This window comes from Spirillospora sp. NPDC046719 (assembly GCF_040645715.1).
Classification (GTDB): Bacteria; Actinomycetota; Actinomycetes; order Streptosporangiales; family Streptosporangiaceae; genus Spirillospora.
Map to the genome: position 1 here is coordinate 1 of NZ_JBEYYT010000062.1, position 15,670 is coordinate 15,670.

18 protein-coding genes and 1 pseudogene are annotated in these 15,670 nt (G+C 70.3%); 12 read left to right on the forward strand and 7 right to left on the reverse strand.

Features of this window, described 5'->3' with window-relative positions:
* Positions 1 to 514, reverse strand: a 514-nt coding sequence (locus ABZ914_RS13810; protein WP_500193293.1) for a Swt1 family HEPN domain-containing protein, incomplete at its 3' end; no start/stop codon positions are given.
* Positions 515 to 781: 267 nt separating this feature from the next.
* Between ABZ914_RS13810 and ABZ914_RS13815 the strand changes: the two genes are divergently transcribed.
* The 5 genes from ABZ914_RS13815 (at position 782) to ABZ914_RS13835 (ending at position 4,846) form a co-directional block, all read left to right on the forward strand.
* Positions 782 to 1,660, forward strand: coding sequence for an aminoglycoside phosphotransferase family protein (locus ABZ914_RS13815; protein WP_500193294.1), 879 nt, complete (start codon positions 782 to 784; stop codon positions 1,658 to 1,660).
* A gap of 89 nt (positions 1,661 to 1,749) precedes the next feature.
* The gene (locus ABZ914_RS13820) at positions 1,750 to 2,367 is read left to right on the forward strand and encodes a dihydrofolate reductase family protein (RefSeq protein WP_500193295.1); all 618 of its coding nucleotides are present in this window, start codon (positions 1,750 to 1,752) and stop codon (positions 2,365 to 2,367) included.
* A gap of 375 nt (positions 2,368 to 2,742) precedes the next feature.
* The gene (locus ABZ914_RS13825; protein ID WP_500193296.1) at positions 2,743 to 3,108 is read left to right on the forward strand and encodes a DUF5713 family protein; all 366 of its coding nucleotides are present in this window, start codon (positions 2,743 to 2,745) and stop codon (positions 3,106 to 3,108) included.
* Positions 3,109 to 3,426: 318 nt separating this feature from the next.
* The gene (locus ABZ914_RS13830) at positions 3,427 to 3,891 is read left to right on the forward strand and encodes a winged helix-turn-helix transcriptional regulator (protein ID WP_500193297.1); all 465 of its coding nucleotides are present in this window, start codon (positions 3,427 to 3,429) and stop codon (positions 3,889 to 3,891) included.
* 64 nt (positions 3,892 to 3,955) lie between these two features.
* On the forward strand, positions 3,956 to 4,846 hold the full coding sequence (locus tag ABZ914_RS13835) for an MBL fold metallo-hydrolase (RefSeq protein ID WP_500193298.1): 891 nt from the start codon (positions 3,956 to 3,958) through the stop codon (positions 4,844 to 4,846).
* Between the two features lie 204 nt (positions 4,847 to 5,050).
* On the opposite strand, the gene ABZ914_RS13840 is transcribed toward ABZ914_RS13835, so the two are convergent.
* The 5 genes from ABZ914_RS13840 to ABZ914_RS13860 form a co-directional block, all read right to left on the reverse strand.
* Positions 5,051 to 5,842, reverse strand: coding sequence for an SDR family NAD(P)-dependent oxidoreductase (locus ABZ914_RS13840; protein WP_500193299.1), 792 nt, complete (start codon positions 5,840 to 5,842; stop codon positions 5,051 to 5,053).
* Between the two features lie 191 nt (positions 5,843 to 6,033).
* Positions 6,034 to 7,080 carry a sigma-70 family RNA polymerase sigma factor gene (locus ABZ914_RS13845; protein ID WP_500193300.1) on the reverse strand — a complete coding sequence of 349 codons (1,047 nt, stop codon included), beginning with the start codon at positions 7,078 to 7,080 and terminating at the stop codon, positions 6,034 to 6,036.
* A gap of 5 nt (positions 7,081 to 7,085) precedes the next feature.
* Positions 7,086 to 7,463, reverse strand: a complete 378-nt coding sequence (locus ABZ914_RS13850; protein ID WP_500193301.1) for a VOC family protein — start codon at positions 7,461 to 7,463, stop codon at positions 7,086 to 7,088.
* Positions 7,464 to 7,875: 412 nt separating this feature from the next.
* On the reverse strand, positions 7,876 to 8,613 hold the full coding sequence (locus tag ABZ914_RS13855; RefSeq protein ID WP_500193303.1) for an SDR family NAD(P)-dependent oxidoreductase: 738 nt from the start codon (positions 8,611 to 8,613) through the stop codon (positions 7,876 to 7,878).
* A gap of 191 nt (positions 8,614 to 8,804) precedes the next feature.
* The gene (locus ABZ914_RS13860; protein ID WP_500193304.1) at positions 8,805 to 9,395 is read right to left on the reverse strand and encodes an NADPH-dependent F420 reductase; all 591 of its coding nucleotides are present in this window, start codon (positions 9,393 to 9,395) and stop codon (positions 8,805 to 8,807) included.
* Positions 9,396 to 9,485: 90 nt separating this feature from the next.
* Between ABZ914_RS13860 and ABZ914_RS13865 the strand changes: the two genes are divergently transcribed.
* The 6 genes and pseudogenes from ABZ914_RS13865 to ABZ914_RS13890 all read left to right on the forward strand — a co-directional run bounded on the left by ABZ914_RS13865 (position 9,486) and on the right by ABZ914_RS13890 (position 13,409).
* Positions 9,486 to 9,980, forward strand: coding sequence for a MarR family winged helix-turn-helix transcriptional regulator (locus tag ABZ914_RS13865; RefSeq protein ID WP_500193305.1), 495 nt, complete (start codon positions 9,486 to 9,488; stop codon positions 9,978 to 9,980).
* A 134-nt stretch (positions 9,981 to 10,114) separates the two neighbouring features.
* Entirely contained in the window at positions 10,115 to 10,549 is a 435-nt protein-coding gene (locus ABZ914_RS13870) for a helix-turn-helix transcriptional regulator (protein ID WP_500193306.1), read from the forward strand.
* A 63-nt stretch (positions 10,550 to 10,612) separates the two neighbouring features.
* Positions 10,613 to 11,005: a hypothetical protein gene (locus ABZ914_RS13875; RefSeq protein WP_500193307.1), complete on the forward strand. Its 393-nt coding sequence runs from the start codon at positions 10,613 to 10,615 to the stop codon at positions 11,003 to 11,005.
* Positions 10,972 to 11,391 (forward strand): ribosomal maturation YjgA family protein, encoded by a 420-nt coding sequence (locus tag ABZ914_RS13880; RefSeq protein WP_500193308.1) that lies wholly within the window; start codon positions 10,972 to 10,974, stop codon positions 11,389 to 11,391. The genes ABZ914_RS13875 and ABZ914_RS13880 overlap by 34 nt, the downstream gene beginning before the upstream one ends.
* Before the next feature lie 437 nt (positions 11,392 to 11,828).
* The gene (locus ABZ914_RS13885; protein ID WP_500193309.1) at positions 11,829 to 12,107 is read left to right on the forward strand and encodes a hypothetical protein; all 279 of its coding nucleotides are present in this window, start codon (positions 11,829 to 11,831) and stop codon (positions 12,105 to 12,107) included.
* Between the two features lie 218 nt (positions 12,108 to 12,325).
* Positions 12,326 to 13,409 (forward strand): annotated as a pseudogene (locus tag ABZ914_RS13890) (IS256 family transposase).
* A gap of 87 nt (positions 13,410 to 13,496) precedes the next feature.
* On the opposite strand, the gene ABZ914_RS13895 reads toward ABZ914_RS13890, so the two are convergent.
* Positions 13,497 to 14,549 carry an NUDIX domain-containing protein gene (locus tag ABZ914_RS13895; protein WP_500193310.1) on the reverse strand — a complete coding sequence of 351 codons (1,053 nt, stop codon included), beginning with the start codon at positions 14,547 to 14,549 and terminating at the stop codon, positions 13,497 to 13,499.
* A gap of 42 nt (positions 14,550 to 14,591) precedes the next feature.
* Here ABZ914_RS13895 and ABZ914_RS13900 point away from each other — a divergent pair, with 42 nt between their 5' ends.
* The gene (locus ABZ914_RS13900; protein ID WP_500193311.1) at positions 14,592 to 15,356 is read left to right on the forward strand and encodes a DeoR/GlpR family DNA-binding transcription regulator; all 765 of its coding nucleotides are present in this window, start codon (positions 14,592 to 14,594) and stop codon (positions 15,354 to 15,356) included.
* Positions 15,357 to 15,670 lie beyond the last annotated feature (314 nt).

Here is a 15,670-nt window from a genome sequence, read left to right on the forward strand (position 1 = left end):
GCGGGGCCCCTGCTCCCGGCGGCGGGGCTCCTGCTCCCGGCGGCGGGGCTCCTGCTCCCGGCGGCGGGGGAGCGGACGCGCCGGCGCCGACCCGTGCGGTCAGGTCCGCGACCGCCCGCGTCGCGGCCGTGGCTCCGACGAGGCTGAGCAGCTGCGCCATCGCGTGCAGCGCCTCGCGGGTCTCGTCGTCGGCGAAGGCGTCGCTGTTGTACTGATGGCCGTACTTCTTGCCCACCAGACGGAGCCTCGAGGCCAGCGAGAGGCCGGGACGGGGCAGGACCGGCTTGAAGATCTCCCGCTCCTGCACGATCACGTTGAGCAGGAAGCGGGTGTCGTTCAGGCTGTAGCCGCGCCGGCCGTCGGTGCCGTACCGCTCGTTGTCGCGGCGCTCCTTCTCGGCGACCCAGCCGGTCCCCCACGCGCCGGTCATGGTGCGGTCCACGAACGGGCGCAGTCCCTCGAGGAGGTTCTCCAGCCCTTGCCCGATCAGGTCGCGATTCCCCGTCGTCCTCACCGCCTCGGTCGTTTTTTCGATCTTGCCGTGGTATGGGACGGGCCCGCTGCCGTGGGAGTTCGCGCGGATCACTTCGGTTCGAGGCCCTTCCCTGCGGCGAGGTCGACGACGACGTAGACGCCCGCTGTTCCCGGCCCGTCGACGAAGAGTGCGTCTTCGCGGGCCCATCTCTGGCAGCCGACGTGTGTCGCCCGTACCGGGTTGCGGAATGGTGCTTTCGGTTGGGACCGACTAATGACATCGGGGTCGCGTTGTATCGTCCCGGTGATGGTGACGATCCCGACAGCGCTGGCTGATGCGATCACGCGCCGCGAGGGCGAGGCGGGACGCGAGTGGATCGCGGCTCTGCCGGACCTGATCGTCCGCCACGCAGAGCAGTGGAGATGCGAGTTCGCGGGCCCTGCATGGCACGGCGAGACGGCGATCGCGCTGCCGGTGGCGGGCCCACATGGTCCGGCCGTGCTCAAGCTCGCCTATCCGCACCCGCGCAGCCGCGTGGAGGCGATCGCGCTGCGCTGTTTCGCGGGCCGTGGTGCCGTGCGGGTCCTGGAGAGCGATGACGACGCGTTCGCGCTGCTGCTGGAGCGGGCGGGACCGCAGACCCTGGATGCGGTGCCGTCGGTCGACGAGGCCATCGAGATCGCCGGCGGACTGGCGCGCCGCCTGGCGGTCCCCGCCCCTCCGGAGGTCCCCTCTCTGGCGGACGCGTCCCGACTGTGGGAACGGCAACTGCTGCAGCAGGCCGCCGCCACGCCCGGACTGCTTCCCGCGGGGGCGGTCGACAGGGCCCGGGCGGTCATCGGCGCACTCGCCGCCGACGCGACCCCGACGATGCTGCACGGCGACCTGCACTACGCCAACGTCCTGAAGGCGTCCCGCGAGCCCTGGCTGGCCATCGATCCCCAAGGCCGGCGCGGAACGGCCGCGTTCGACGCCTTCACGGTCATCACCGAACGCCCCTCCCGCCTCGCAGCCAAAGCGGCCGTCATCGCCCGCGTCCGTCGCTACAGCGCGGCGGCGGGCGTCGACCCGGAACTCGCCCTGGCCTGCTGCCGGGCCCGCGCTACCAGCGCCTACCTGCACCAACGCGCAGGCAACGGCGACTGGTTCGACCTCGACCTCCTGCGAACCCTCATCGCACTGTGACCCGCTCACCCAACGCTTCACGGCGGACGGCCGGGCACGGGCCCCGATCACCGCGATGAGTTTGCGCGGTGGATCTGGTCTGTCCCGGCATGACTCGCATCGTCGCCGACATCTCCCTCTCCCTCGACGGCTTCGTCACCGGTCCCGACCCCGGCCCCGACAACGGGCTGGGCACCGGCGGCGAGGCCCTGCACACCTGGGCGTTCTCCGACGACCCCGGCGACCGGCGGATCCTGCGCGAGGCGACCGCGCGCTCGGGCGCCGTCGTCCTCGGCCGCCGGCTCTTCGACGTGGTCGACGGGCCGAAAGGCTGGAACGATGACATCGGCTACGGCGCAGGCGAGGCCGGCACGCCCGCGTTCGTCGTCGTGACGGGCTCGCCGCCGGAGTCGCTGCGGCTCACGGGCCTCGACTGGACGTTCGTCACCACCGGCCTGGCCGACGCCGTCACCACCGCCCGCGAGCGCGCGGAGGCGGCGTCCGCCGACGCCGGCAAGGACCTCGACGTCGTCCTCATGGGCGGCGGCGCCACGGTCGGCTCGGCGCTCGACGCCGGGCTGGTCGACGTGCTGACGCTGCACCTCGCGCCCGTAATGCTGGGTTCAGGGACGCCGCTCTTCACCGGCGGAACGCCGCGCACGCTGGTGCAGCGGAGCGTGACCCCGACATCGACCGCGACGCACCTGACGTACGACGTCGTCTCCTGACGACGCCGAAGGGTGCGTCTAATGATCGGATTGCGATCTTCACCACAGCGGAACCGGCAGCACAGGCGGCAGGGGTATTCGACGATCTATCGCCGGTGTCCCGTCCCCGACGCACGCCTGGTCACCTGTTCCGGCATGGGCCATGACCTGCGCCGCCAGCTCTGGCCGTCCATGCTCGATCGGATCCAGGCCCTTGCCTTCACGCATTGACAAAGATCATCTCGCGCCCGAAGTTCGTAGATCCACAGGAGTTCCGCTGCAGGAGCCCACGCGGTCCCGATGTCGTGGGGCGACTCGTCGGCCGGCTGCGTCCGCGCTGCAGGACAGCAGGACTGGCGTTGTCAGAGGCGCCGTGAAGTATGTGCCGGGACCGGTATGGCGGACAAGGGAGCGATCGCGGTGGCTGTGACGAACCAGAAGGTGCTCGAGCACGAACTCCTCACCGAGATGTACGACGACGGGTACTACCCCGATGACCTCGTCGACAAGGGCAAAGCGATCTTGCTGAGTCTGTGCGAGCGGATCGAGGCCGACCAGCCCGCCGATCTGGCCGCGCTCTACACGCTGACGCACGCCGCGACCGAGGAGTTCAACGCCCTGCAGACGGAGTTCGAGGCGGCCGGCAGCGAGATCGAAACGGTCGCACGCGACGCGATCGGCGAAGAGGTCTGGTTCTTGGCCACCGCCTACGGCTTCGACGGCGCCGATATCGAGGAGCTGATCGCCACTCGAGACTGGTGACACCACGCTCGCCAGCCTCACTTCCGACCACCACGCCTCCGGCGGCGTCCCCAAGCACGGTAGGGCGACTGCTGGCCGCGGCAGACCACGGATCGAGGTCGTGAGCGGGCGCCACTGCACAGCCGCAGGGCGGCGGTGTCGTTGGACGTTCGATGTGGGCTCCACAGCGGTGGCGTTCCAACAATCGCGAAGTCACCCCCCCTTGCTCGTCACGATTCCGCGCCGGCCTGGCTGCCGCTACCGCGGGCACCGCCGCCGACCAGCGCGCCCAGACGACGCCGGCGCCAACGCACGCTCTCCAATGGTTAGTGTGGCGGCATGCCGAAAACGCCGCGTACCCGCAGACCGCGTCCGGGCACGCCGGGACGCTCGCCCCTGGCATGGCTGCCCAACGGCGAACCGGCCGACGTCTACAGCGCGCCATGCCCCTCCCGCGCCGCGCTGGACCGGATCGCCGACAAATGGACGGCGCTGATAGTCGGCGCCCTGTTCGAGGGGACGCGGCGCTTCTCCGAACTCCGCGCGGACATCGACGGCATCAGCGACAAGATGCTCACCCAGACGCTCCGCAGCATGGAGCGCGACGGGCTGGTGGCCCGGCACGTCCACCCAACGGTGCCGCCCAAGGTCGAGTACCGGCTGACGGACCTCGGCCGGACGCTGGAGGAACCGCTGGCCGCTGTGCGGAGCTGGGCGGAGAAGCACATCAACGAGGTGGAGCGGGCCCGGCTGGAGTTCGATTCGGACGAGGGCGCGCACTTGCAAGTGCGTACTTCCCAATAGTTAGTGACTCTCCGATAGTGGGTGCCAGCGGCCTCGCCGGAGGCCGCCCCACGAGAGGATGGTCATGGTTCTGCCGGCTTCCCGCGCACAGGTCCGCCTCGGCGCGACCACTGTCACCTTCCTGCCCGACGGCCACGCGAGCGTCGTCCCTACGGCGGTGTTCCCCGCGAGCGCCCCGACCGGCTGGGCGACGCACAGCGAGTTCTTGGACGCCGACGGGCGGCTCCCCATCAGCATCGGCTCGTTCCTCGTCCGCACGCGCGACCGCGTCGTCTTGGTGGACCTCGGGTTGGGGCAGGTGGACTTCGAAGTCCCCGACCTGGCGTCGTTCAAGGGCGGAACCCTGCTTCGCAGCCTCGCCGAGGAAGGACTCACCCCACAGGACGTCGACACGGTCGTCTACACCCATCTCCACCACGACCACGTGGGCTGGACCACGGATGTGGCGCCAGGCCCCACACTCCCCGAACGAAGCGCCCCCAGCGCCTTGACGTTCCCGAACGCGCGCCACCTCGTCGCCGAAGCGGAGTGGAAGCACTGGACGGGGACGGCGGAGGTCATCGGCCCGGACCCCGTCGCCGTGCAGGGACCCCTGTCGGGTCGCGTCGAGTTCGTCGAGGACGGGCAGGACATCGCGCCCGGAGTCCGGGTCCGCGCGACTCCCGGCCACACGCCCGGACACCAGAGCCTCGTCGTCACCGACCCCGGCGACGAGCGCCGCCTCATCATCCTGGGCGACGTGATGCACTGCCAGGTCCAGGTCGCCGAAAGCGAGTGGGGGTTCGTTTTCGACGACGCCCCTGCGGAAGCCGCGGCCACCCGCGAGGCGCTGCTCACCGACCTGGAGGACGAGCGGACGCTGCTGGCCGGCGGCCACTTCGCCGGTCACGTCTTCGGCCGTGTCCTGCCTCCCGTGGCGCGCCGTGCCTGGAGCAGCGAGAGTAAGGCCGCGTAGCGGCTACGGCGTGACGGCGGCGGTGTGGGCGAGAGCGGCGGGGTCGGCCCATACGGACAGCACATGGCGGTCGGCGCCCCAAGCCGTCCTCCACGTGCCGGCACTACTGCTACGTCGACCAGCCCGCGCCCGCCGTCAAGCGCGTCGCCGCGCAGGTCAACTGAACGAGAGGGCGGCGCCCGGAGCCGGGCGCCGCCCGTGCTCTCAGTCGGCGATCATGCCGCCGCTGAGGTTGGCGATCGCGCCGGTCATCGCGCCGGAACGGTCCGAGGCGACGAAGGCGGCCACATCGGCGATCTCAGCGACCGTGGGCAGCCGCTTGCGCAGGGTCCGGTCGGCCATGCGCTGGTGGAACGCCTCGCGGCTGATGCCGTAGGCGTCGGCGTGCAGCCCGTACACCTCGGTGAGCTGCGGCGTCTCGGGCATCCCGGCGGCGTTCAGGCACACGACCCGCACACCGTGCGGTCCCAGCTCGGCGGCCAGGCCCCGCGACAGCGACTCGACCGCCGCCCACGCCGGCGCCATACCGCCCATCAGCGGGACGGCCGTGCGCGACGGGCTCGCCGTGATCGTCAGGATCACGCCCGCGCCCTGGGCGGTCATGCGCCGTCCCGCTGCCCTGGCGGTCAGGAAGTTGGCCTTGGGGTAGGTGGTCATGGGCAGGTCGAAGTCGTCGGGTGACAGGTCGGCCAGGGACGTGCCCTGGATCCGGGTCTGGGGCAGGCTGATGGCGTTGAAGGAGACGTCCACGCTCCCGGCCGTCGTGGCGACCTCCTCGACGTGCGCCTGGACGGCGGCGTCGTCCAGCGCGTCCACCACGGCGGCCTCGGCCTTTCCCCCGGCGGCGCGGATCTTCTCGGCGACCGCCTCCAGCCCGGCGAGGTGCCGTCCGGCCAGGAACACCCTCGCCCCTTCCTCGGCGAAAGTGCGAGCGACCGCGCTTCCGATGGAACCGCTCGCTCCGTAAATGATGGCGTTCTTGCTTTCGAGCAGCATTGTCCGGCTCCCAATTGTCTACGTCGTTGACGGGCTTTCCGTCAATGGTGTCGACTCGGCGGTGAGCCGAAAGGAATCGCCCTGCCCGCACCCGGTTCACCGAAGTCTCGTATTTACACAGGTGAGCCGGGGTCATCAACGCCTGAGGGCAGGGCGGAAGCGCCCTGCCCTCGCCGTCGGACTTCTTGCGTCTACAGAGGTGCCGATTCGCCGGGCTGAGAACTTGACGGAGCAGGGCGGAGGGACTGGGAGAGTCCGAAATACTCGAACAACTGCGGGTCGCGGAACGCGGAAATGCGCGTGATCCCGCCGCCGGACGCCGTCAGGACCATCAACGCGTGAAGGTGGTGAACGCCGTCTTCGCCGCGCTGGTACATGGCGGCTGCGGGCTGCCCGTTGGCCGAGGTCGCCACCATCCGGATGGCACCTGGCACGGTGAGGACCCTGGCCCCGAAGAACCGGACGATGGACTCGCGGCCGGCGAACCAGGAGGACGTGGGCGGCATCTCCAGCACGGCGTCCTCGGTCAGCAGCCCCAGCAGAGCGGCGACGTCGGCGTTCTCGAAGGCCGCGACATAGCGGTCCAGCAGTTCCCGCTGGTCGGCGCCGGTGACCTCGGTCGTGTCGTCTTCAGACGGCGCCACCTGGCCGAGCCGGGCTCGAGCGCGTTGCAGGATGCTCTTGACCGCGGCGACGGATATGCCGAGCAGATCGGCGACCTCGGTCGCGCGCAGTGCCAGTACGTCGCGCAGGATGAGGACGGCGCGCTGGCGCGGGGGCAGATACTGCAGGGCGGCGACCAATGCCAGCCGCAGGCTTGCCCGCGCCGCGACGATCGTGGCGGGATCGCCCCGGACCAGATGGTCGGGAAAGGGCTCGAGCCAGGTGACTTCCGGCGGCGGCGCCAGAGGGCCTTCCGGATCATCGGTAGGACCTCCGAGACCCGAGGGGAGCGGCCGGCGCTTGCGATTCTCGAGGGCGGTGAGGCAGACGTTGGTGGCGATCCGGTAAAGCCAGGTGCGCAGTGACGACCTGCCTTCGAACGCCTCATAGGAGCGCCACGCACGAATGTACGTCTCCTGCACGAGGTCTTCGGCATCGTGGACCGAGCCAAGCATGCGGTAGCAGTAGGCGAGCAGTTCCGGCCGGTAGGGAGAAGTCAGCCGCGCGAAGACACCGTTGTCCGGCGGCGCCGTCTCCCCGGCCGATCGACCGGCCTTGACGCGGGTGTCGGCCATCTGCGTCACCGTCCGGCGCCGGGCCGGGCGGCCAACTCGACGACCTGCACGTAGTTCCCGACCGGATCCTCCACCGTTGCGATGAGGCCCGGGCCGAAGTCCTCCACGGGCCGGATCCACCGCGTCACGCCCAGCGCGATCAGGTGGGCGACGACCGCCTTGATGTCCTCGACATAGAAGTTGATCAGAATCCTGCCGGGCTCCCGCGTGCTCGGCTGGAGATCGTCACGGCGGTCGAAAACCAACCGGCTGCCGCCGACCATCAGGACGGTGCCGGGGCCGGCCGACGGAACGAACGCCGCGCGGTACCAGGCGCTGAGCCGTTCCGGATCGTCGCTGCCGAGCACGAGGCCGCCCAGCCGGATCCCTGTCGACTCTGGCATGATCGCTCCTTCTCGGTCGTCATCGGAGTTGCGTCCATCTATCGACTCGGCGACCCGCCGAAAGGAATCGATCGGGACAGCGGCCGGATCGTCGGACGAAGTCGGAGGGACGCGAGCGGCGGGCCGCGCAAGGTCATCTCCCTGCGCCGAGGAGCGCCGCCGGCCAGCGTACGGCGGCGGATGCTACCGCCACGGCGACGATCGCTGACAGCCCCATGAGCAGGCCCACGGAGCCGTAGACCGCAGGGAGCACGGCCCGGTCGTCGGGGGCGGGCTGCCGAGGACATTCCCCGCACCTCATCAGCGCGACAAGAAGGTGGCGCGTCAACCGAACTCCTGCCCGATCGCGGTGCCAGCTGGCAAGGGCGAGCCGGGCCACGGGCACGAGGGGCCTCCTGTCAGCAGGGAAAGGTCAGCGTGGGTAGGCGCCACCGTCCAGGCTCAGCACCTGGTTGGTGAGATAGCCATTGCGCAGGACGGCCAGCGCGAGGTCGGCGACCTCCTCGGGGCGACCGAACCGGCCGGTGGGAAGTGCGTGGGGATCGGCTTCGGGGGGCAGCATGCCGGTGTCGGTGATCAGTGCGGGTGCCACGGCGTTGACCGTCACCCCGCGCGAGGCGACCCGGCCGGCCAGGAAATGGGTCAGGCCGTGCAGCCCCGCCTTGGAGGCGGCGTAGTCCGCGCCGACGATGCCGCCGGTGAAGCCGGCGACCGAGGACATGAACAGCACCCGGCCGAAGCCGCGCTGTGCCATGCCGGGCAGCGCGTGCTGGGCCAGCAGGAAGGGAGCCCGCAGGTTCACCGCGAGCGTCCGGTCCCACGCCTCGGCGTCGAGCATGGTGAAGTCCTGCTGGACCGCGTGGCCCGCGTTGGGAATCAGGATGTCGACAGGGCCCAGGAGCGCCTCAGCGGCCTCGCGCAGCAGCCGAGCCGGGACGCGAGGATCGGCGAGGTCACCGCCGAGCGCGACCGCGTCGATCCCCGCCTCCTTCGCCTCGGCCACCAGATGGCGGGCCGCATCGGGCCGTGAGCCGTACGCGAAGGCGGTCCTCACACCGGCGGCGATGAGGCGGCGGCCCAGCGCGCGGCCGATGCCGCCCGATGCTCCGGTGAGCAGGGCCACCTTGCCGGACAGGTCGTGGTCGGTCATTTATCGCCCTTTCACGTGCGTCAGCTCCACGGCGTCGGCGAGTACCGCATCGCCGTGACGCGCATGCCCGGTCCGGCCGGGCTCGTGGGACGAGGCGGCCGGGCCGGTCGTCCGCGGAGGTGGAGGCCGAGCGGGCTCGATGATCACGTACCGGAGGCACGCCCCGCCACCTGACCCGCCGTCCGGACCCCTTACGCCGCCCGAGCCAGAGTGAAGCCGATGCCCGTGCCCAGGCCGGAGCCGAAGGCCAGGTGCACGAGCAGTTCCACCGCCGGCTCCAGGTAGCGGGCGTTGGCCAGCGGCCCCGCGTCCACCGGGTCGAACCCGAGCTGCGCCCCCAGGTCGAGGACGGTCTTCTTGGCGGCGTCGTCGTCGCTGGCCACGGGCAGGAGTTGCGTCCTGCCGCCGAGGTCGGGAGTGGCCATGTTGGCGGCGAAGACGGTGTTGAAGGCCTTGACCACCCTGGCCCCGGGCAGCGCTTCGGCGACCTGCTCGCCCGCCGAGGTGGTGTGCCCGATGGTGAGGGACATGAAGTCGGGCGACTGGGGGTTGGTGACGTCAATGACGATCTTGCCGTCCAGTGCCCGCTTCACCTCCTCATCGAGCCGGGCGACCACGGGGAAACGCACGGCGAGTACGACCACGTCGGCCGCGCTCACCTGCGCGGCGACCTGTTCGGTCGGCGTGGCCGAGCCCGCGGTTGCCACCTGGTGGCCCGCCTCGGCGAACCGCGGCGCGAGGGCCGACCCGACGTTGCCGTTGCCGATGACACTGATCTTCACAGTCGTACACCCTCTCAGATTGCGTCGAATTCGACGTAAATTGAGCGTAGCGTTGCGTCGAATTCGACGCAAGCCCTGTAGGCTGGGCCCATGACGGAACCCCGCTGGCTGGACCCGACCGAGATGCGCGCCTGGACGGGCTTCCTGGAGACCGCCGACCGGATTCAGCGCCTCGTCGAGCTGCAGTTGCGCGAGGCCGGCGACCTCACCATGGTCCAGTACGAGATCCTGCATTGGGCCGGCGAGCGCGCCGGGTCCCGGCTGTGCATCACCGAGCTAGCCGAACTCATGATCGGCTCGCGTAGCGGCCTGTCCTATCAGGTCGCCCAGATGGAGAAGGCAGGGCTGTTGCGGCGGGAGCCCGACCCCGAGGACGAGCGCCGAGCGCTGGTCGCCCTCACCGACAAAGGCCGCAGACTGCTCGAGACGACCGCCCCCGGACACGTGGCCACGGTGCGCGCCGGGCTGATCGACGTCCTCGACGAAGAGCAGGTGGCCCAACTCGCCGACATCATGGACGTCGCCAGGAACCACCTTCGCGCCGTCCTGCCACCGGCATCACCGCGCAAGCGCAAGTCTCGCTGACATGCCACCGCGAACCCGGTGACGCCAGTCAGCGACGATGTCGCTCTAAGAGGTCGTAACAGAATCAGCTGCCGGCCTGGGACGGGGCCGCGAACGGCTGGCGCGCTCTGCGCAACCCCTACGAGACGGCCGTCGTGCTGGCCGAGGGCGCGGTCGCCGCGCTCGCGTCCAACAACTGTCCGGGAGCCCGGTCCCGGCTGCGGGAGGCCCGTGCCCTCGCGGCCGGGCTGGGCGCCGCGCCACTGCTGGCCCGCATCGACGACCTGGCGTCCCGGGGCCGCCTCGGCAACGTCGCGGACGCCCGGGCGGGCAACGGCCATGGTCTGACCCGCCGGGAGCTGGACGTGCTGAGAGTGAGCGCGAGCGGCCGGTCCAACCCGCAGATCGCCGCGGAGCCGTTCATCTCCGCCAACACCGTGGCCACCCATGTGGCGTGCATCCTCACCAAGCTCGCCGTGGCCACCCGAACGGAGGCCGCCACCCGCACCCGCGAGTACGGCCTCCTCGACCGCTTAGCCCCGCCCGGGCCGAGGGCGGGGCGAGCGCCACGACCAAGCAGGCAGGTGTGAGCAGCCGGAACCAGACCACGCGCGGACCATCCTCGCCAGCGCGGGGCCGACGACGATGCCCGGATGACGATGACGGTGATCGCGAGACCATCCCGGCACGGGGTCCTGCACGAGGGCCGCTACGGACCCGCCTACAAGCGGCTGCAAGAGGCCGCCGCGCTCTACACCGACCTCGAGAACCCCAGGCAGCTCGCCACGTGCGCGGACATGTTGCAGGTCGTGATGTCCCACCTAGGTCTGCAGGGAGACGCCTTGGCCATCGCGGAGCTGACCGTCAGGGCCCGGCGGCGGCGGTCGGACCGGGCGCCCGAGGCGCGCGCGGAGCTGGCGCGCTCGCTGCCGAACCTCGGCAACCAGCCCGCCCACCAGGGAAGGAACGTCAAGGCACTGACCAATTCCCGGGAGGCCCCTACTATTGCGTCATGTCGCTCGCAGTACGCTGGATTCGACTGCTGATGGTGGTCTCGGCAGTCGTCTTTGCCGGTACGGCCTTCGCAATCCGTGCCATGATGGACGGGCCCATCGAACAGTATTCAGGCGCCGCCTTGTCCGCAGCCATCGTCTACACGATAGTGATCTGCATCCGGCCGCCGATTTCACCATTGTCTGCGGGCAGCGCCACGATCGCATACTGCTGGTTCATCGAGTTCGCACAGCTCACTCCCCTACCTGCGGCACTCTCCCAACGCAGCTGGTTCGCGCGGCAGTTGCTGGGCGCCCAGTTCGACCTCATTGATGTCGCCTGGTACCCCGTCGGCGTCATCCCATTGATCGCCGCGCATTGGCTGCTCCGGGCCCGCACACGTTCCCGAACCGACTCGGCACCCGCCCTCACTTCATGATCTCGAACAGTCGCGCCCAGCCACCTGACCCCCTGGATGCGAACCACCGACACTCCCGGCGGTACGCCATCTCGCCCAACTCGCGGCGCGCTGGGAAATCACGTGAGCCTGTGCGCCCAAGAAGACCACCGATGTGGAGGCCCGCATCAACGGACGCGGCCCACCGCTGGAAGCGGGCGAAGACGTCCGGCAGGTCCAGCCCGCCCCAGCTCGATCAGGGAGTCGGCGACCAGGCATTTCACCCCGCGGCTCGCGCGGACGCGATCTCCGCAGTGCACCGCCGGCGGCTCAGAAGCACGCTGCTTGTGTGACTTCACCAGTCTCGACCCCGCCGGAGCCGACTCCTACAAGGTCGTCTACGAACAGGGGCGGCCTCTGGCGTCTGGCCACGCGCCGGTCCGACCGTGATGCAGAGCTCATCGCGGTGGGTGTGCGACGTGCCGAGGCTGCAGGCGGTGCGACCGGCGACGCTTCAACCGGCGGTCCGGCTAGCGGTTCGGGCGGCGGCCGTGCTGGTCGGATCGGCAGTCGTGCGGCTGGTCGGTCAGGAGCTGGTCGACTTCGATCAGCAGAGGGCCGTGGATCAGCCAGGTATCGGCCGGGTGGGTGGCGTGATGAGGTTGGTCGTGCAGGTACTGGTTCCGGTCGCGGGCGACCTGCAGGATCTGCGGTGGTTCGGGCAGGCCCGGACCGACGTGGCGGCCGCGTGGTACTGAATCATCACCCCCTGGAGAGACCATCGCTGTCAGCTGGCCCAGCCCCTTACCGAGCAATGCTCAAGACCTGTGGATCGGTCCCGGGAGGGCACGCGGAGGGCGTACCTTCCCGATGATCTGTGATGGTCTCCGAGTAGGCCCGCGTTCGCAGCGTGGGCCGGGAAGGCACGCCCGTGCTGAGCGTAGTGAACGCCGACGGCAGTACCTAGTCCGGCTCCCTGATCGATGAGATCGTTCGCGAGGACGCCCGCCGGATGCTGGCCGCCGCGCTGGAGGCCGAAGTCAACCAGTACATAGCCGAGTTGACCGCTGAGCGGGACGAGCACGGGCACCGCCTGGTCGTCCGCAACGGCCACCATCGGCCCCGTACCGTGGTCACCGCGGCGGGTCCGGTCGAGGTCACCGTGCCCCGGGTGAACGACCGCCGCGTCGACGAGGCCACTGGCGAGCGCAAGCAGTTCTCCTCGAAGATCCTGGCTCCGTGGTGCCGCAAGTCGCCGAAGATCTCCGAGGTCCTGCCGCTGCTCTACCTGCACGGACTCTCCTCCGGCGACTTCGTGCCCGCGCTGGAGCAGTTCCTGGGCGGCGCGGCCGGCCTGTCGTCGGCAACGGTGACCCGGCCGACGAAGCAGTGGCAAGACGACCACACTGCCTTCCAGCAGCGCGACCTCGCGGAGGGCCTGCAGGAGTCGACCGAGTCGTGGGCCGACCTGCTGCGCGACTGCCGCCGCCACGGTATGCGCGACCCCGAACTCGTCATCGGCGACGGTGCGATGGGCCTGTGGAAGGCCCTGGCCGAGGTGTTTCCTGCTGCCCGCCAGCAGAGGTGCTGGGTTCACAAGGCCCGGAATGTCGCGAACTGTCTTCCGAAGTCCGCACAGCCGGGCGCGACGAAGGCGATGCAGGAGATCTACAACGCCGAGGACCGTGCGCATGCCGAGAAGGCCATCGAAGCTTTCATGAAGACCTACGGGGTGAAGTGGCCCAAGGCCGTGGCGAAGATCACCGAGGACCGGGAGGAGCTGCTGGCCTTCTACGACTTCCCGGCAGAGCACTGGACCCACCTGCGAACCACGAATCCGATCGAGTCCACGTTCTCCACGGTCAAGCTGCGGACCAAGGTCACTCGTGGGGCCCGGCAGTCCGGCCGCGGCCCTGGCGATGGTGTTCAAGCTGGTCGAGTCCGCCCAGGAACGCTGGCGCGCGATCACCGGAGCCTCCCTCGTCCCCCTGGTCCGCTCCCGGGCCAGGTTCAAGAACGGCGTCCTGGTCGAGCGCGAGGAGTCCGGCGGGGCGGCATGACGGGCCCTGCCCCAGCAGTCGGTCGATCAACGCGGCACTGCAGACCGGCCGGGGCAACACCGCGGCGGGAGGGAGGGGGCGGCGTTGTCAGCGGCCGCTCGCTGGGGCGAAGGGTCCGTCCAGGGCTGCCCATTGCAGGAGCAGGATGGTCTTGCCGTCGGTGATGCGTCCGTCGCGGGTCATGGAGAGGGCATCGGGGAAGGGCAGTTCGAGGACCTCGATGTCCTCGCCGTCCTCCTCCAGTCCGCCGCCGGTACCGGTCCGGTCGGCCGGGGTGTAGGGGGCGGCGAAAAAGTGGAGGCGCTCGGTGACGGATCCGGGGCTCATGTAGGCGTCGAGGATGTGGGTGAGCGGGCCGAGGGTGACGCCGAGTTCTTCGACGCTCTCGCGTCGGATGGCGGCGGGCGGGTCGTCCGCGTCGAGCAGCCCTGCGGCGGCTTCGATGAGCATGCCGTCGGGGTGGTCGTTGACGTAGGCCGGGTAGCGGAACTGGCGGGTGAGGAGGACGCAACCGCGTCTGGTGTCGTAGGGCAGGACGACGGCGCCGTCGCCGCGGTCGTAGGTCTCGCGCTGCTGGGTTTCCCAGCGTCCGTCGCGGCGGCGGTAGTCGAAGGTGGTGTGTCGCAGGACGTGCCAGCCCTGGGAGGTGAGCTCGACGTCGCGGATCACGACGTCGGGGTTGCGGTCCAGGCCGCGTCCGGCCTGGTCGAGGCCGGTGCGGCCGCGGTGGTCAGGGGCGTTGATGCCGGGGCGGCTTGTCACGCGATCTCCTGCGGGGGCGGCGGGGATCTCGGCCGCGTCGTGGTAGACGGGCAGGCCGTGGCGGCGGGCGGTGGCGACGTCCTGGTCGGCTCCCTCGGAGTCGCCGGGCAGGCGCAGCACGGCGTCACAGCGGGCGAGCAGGCGGTCGGCGGTCGGGTAGAGCACCTGGTCGGCGAGGGGGTCGGTGGGGCCCGCGCCGGCGGAGCGCAGGACGGGCAGGGCGATCCATTCCCCGATCACGGGGAGGTGGCCGGCGGCGAAGATGGGCCAGGCGGCGGCTTCGAGGCGGGCGAGGTTGGCGGCCATGGCCTGCGGGTCGCCGTCGGCACCGGAGCGGTAGGGGCCGGCGATCAGGATGAGCATGGGCTTGTCGGTCACGGGCGCTACCATACATGCAGAAACGTGCAAGAACAGGAGAGAATGCGGATGCTGGCTGCTGAACGGCGCGACCACCTGCTGGGTCTGCTCGCTCGCGAGGGCAAGATCGTCGCCAAGGACGTCGCCGCCGAACTGGGGATCTCCGAGGACAGCGTGCGGCGCGACCTGCGCGACCTCGCGACCGAGGGATTGTGCCAGCGGGTCTACGGCGGCGCACTGCCTGTCTCGCCCGCGGTCGTGGACTATGCCGCCCGGCAGACCGTGGCCCCGGACGGCAAGCGGAAGGTCGCTTCGGCGGCCGCCGGGCTGGTGCGGCCGGGCGGCGCACTGATCCTCGACGGCGGCACCACCGCCCTCGCCGTCGCCCACGCGCTCCCGCAGGATCTTGCCTGCACCGTGATCACCCACAGCCCCACGATCGCCGCGGCCCTGCTCGACCATCCGCAGGCGGAGCTCTACCTGCTCGGCGGCCGCATCTTCAAGCACTCGGCGGTCGCCTGCGGCGCAGCCGCGGTCGAGGCAGCGCAGAACGTCTCCGCCGACCTTTGCCTGCTCGGCGTCACCGGCGTGCACCCCGAAGCGGGACTAACCACCGCAGACGCCGAGGAGGCGGCGATGAAGCGCGCCCTGGCCGCACGGGCCGCGGACACCTACATCCTCGCCTCCTCCGAGAAAATCGGCACGGCTTCACGGTTCCGCGTCCTGCCCTGGGAGACGGTCAGCGGACTGATCACCGACACCGACCCCCACGACGCGGTCGTCGAACAGCTCAAGGCGCTCGGCCTGGAAGTCCTGGTAGCCACCTGACAGCCGCTAGCCGAACACCGGATCGCCGACCGGTTGGCACATGTCCAGAGCACCAACCCGCCACCACCATGGTTTAGCCATCCACAGGAATTGACAATTGCTCCCCCTTACCCGCACGCACCCAGTTATGGCGGCCCATGACGGGGAAGTGCGATCCACAACCGTTAACGGTCTGAACCGCCGATCACCCGCTCTCGGTCGGCTTCTGGCAGGCACGATCGACACCTTGGCCGAGCGGGAAGTTTGGTCCGCCTCGTTGTATCTCGCCGGCGCTGCGCCAGCGCCTCACTGGGCGATTCATCCCGTGGGCTCTG

Bases quoted from the DNA above. Each gene is read 5' to 3' on its own strand.
- ABZ914_RS13815 (WP_500193294.1), top strand. From the start codon at position 782: ATGGTGACGATCCCGACAGCGCTGGCTGATGCGATCACGCGCCGCGAG.
- ABZ914_RS13820 (WP_500193295.1), top strand. From the start codon at position 1,750: ATGACTCGCATCGTCGCCGACATCTCCCTCTCCCTCGACGGCTTCGTC.
- ABZ914_RS13825 (WP_500193296.1), top strand. From the start codon at position 2,743: ATGGCGGACAAGGGAGCGATCGCGGTGGCTGTGACGAACCAGAAGGTG.
- ABZ914_RS13830 (WP_500193297.1), top strand. From the start codon at position 3,427: ATGCCGAAAACGCCGCGTACCCGCAGACCGCGTCCGGGCACGCCGGGA.
- ABZ914_RS13835 (WP_500193298.1), top strand. From the start codon at position 3,956: ATGGTTCTGCCGGCTTCCCGCGCACAGGTCCGCCTCGGCGCGACCACT.
- ABZ914_RS13840 (WP_500193299.1), bottom strand. From the start codon at position 5,842: ATGCTGCTCGAAAGCAAGAACGCCATCATTTACGGAGCGAGCGGTTCC.
- ABZ914_RS13845 (WP_500193300.1), bottom strand. From the start codon at position 7,080: ATGGCCGACACCCGCGTCAAGGCCGGTCGATCGGCCGGGGAGACGGCG.
- ABZ914_RS13850 (WP_500193301.1), bottom strand. From the start codon at position 7,463: ATGCCAGAGTCGACAGGGATCCGGCTGGGCGGCCTCGTGCTCGGCAGC.
- ABZ914_RS13855 (WP_500193303.1), bottom strand. From the start codon at position 8,613: ATGACCGACCACGACCTGTCCGGCAAGGTGGCCCTGCTCACCGGAGCA.
- ABZ914_RS13865 (WP_500193305.1), top strand. From the start codon at position 9,486: ATGACGGAACCCCGCTGGCTGGACCCGACCGAGATGCGCGCCTGGACG.
- ABZ914_RS13875 (WP_500193307.1), top strand. From the start codon at position 10,613: ATGACGATGACGGTGATCGCGAGACCATCCCGGCACGGGGTCCTGCAC.
- ABZ914_RS13880 (WP_500193308.1), top strand. From the start codon at position 10,972: ATGTCGCTCGCAGTACGCTGGATTCGACTGCTGATGGTGGTCTCGGCA.
- ABZ914_RS13900 (WP_500193311.1), top strand. From the start codon at position 14,592: ATGCGGATGCTGGCTGCTGAACGGCGCGACCACCTGCTGGGTCTGCTC.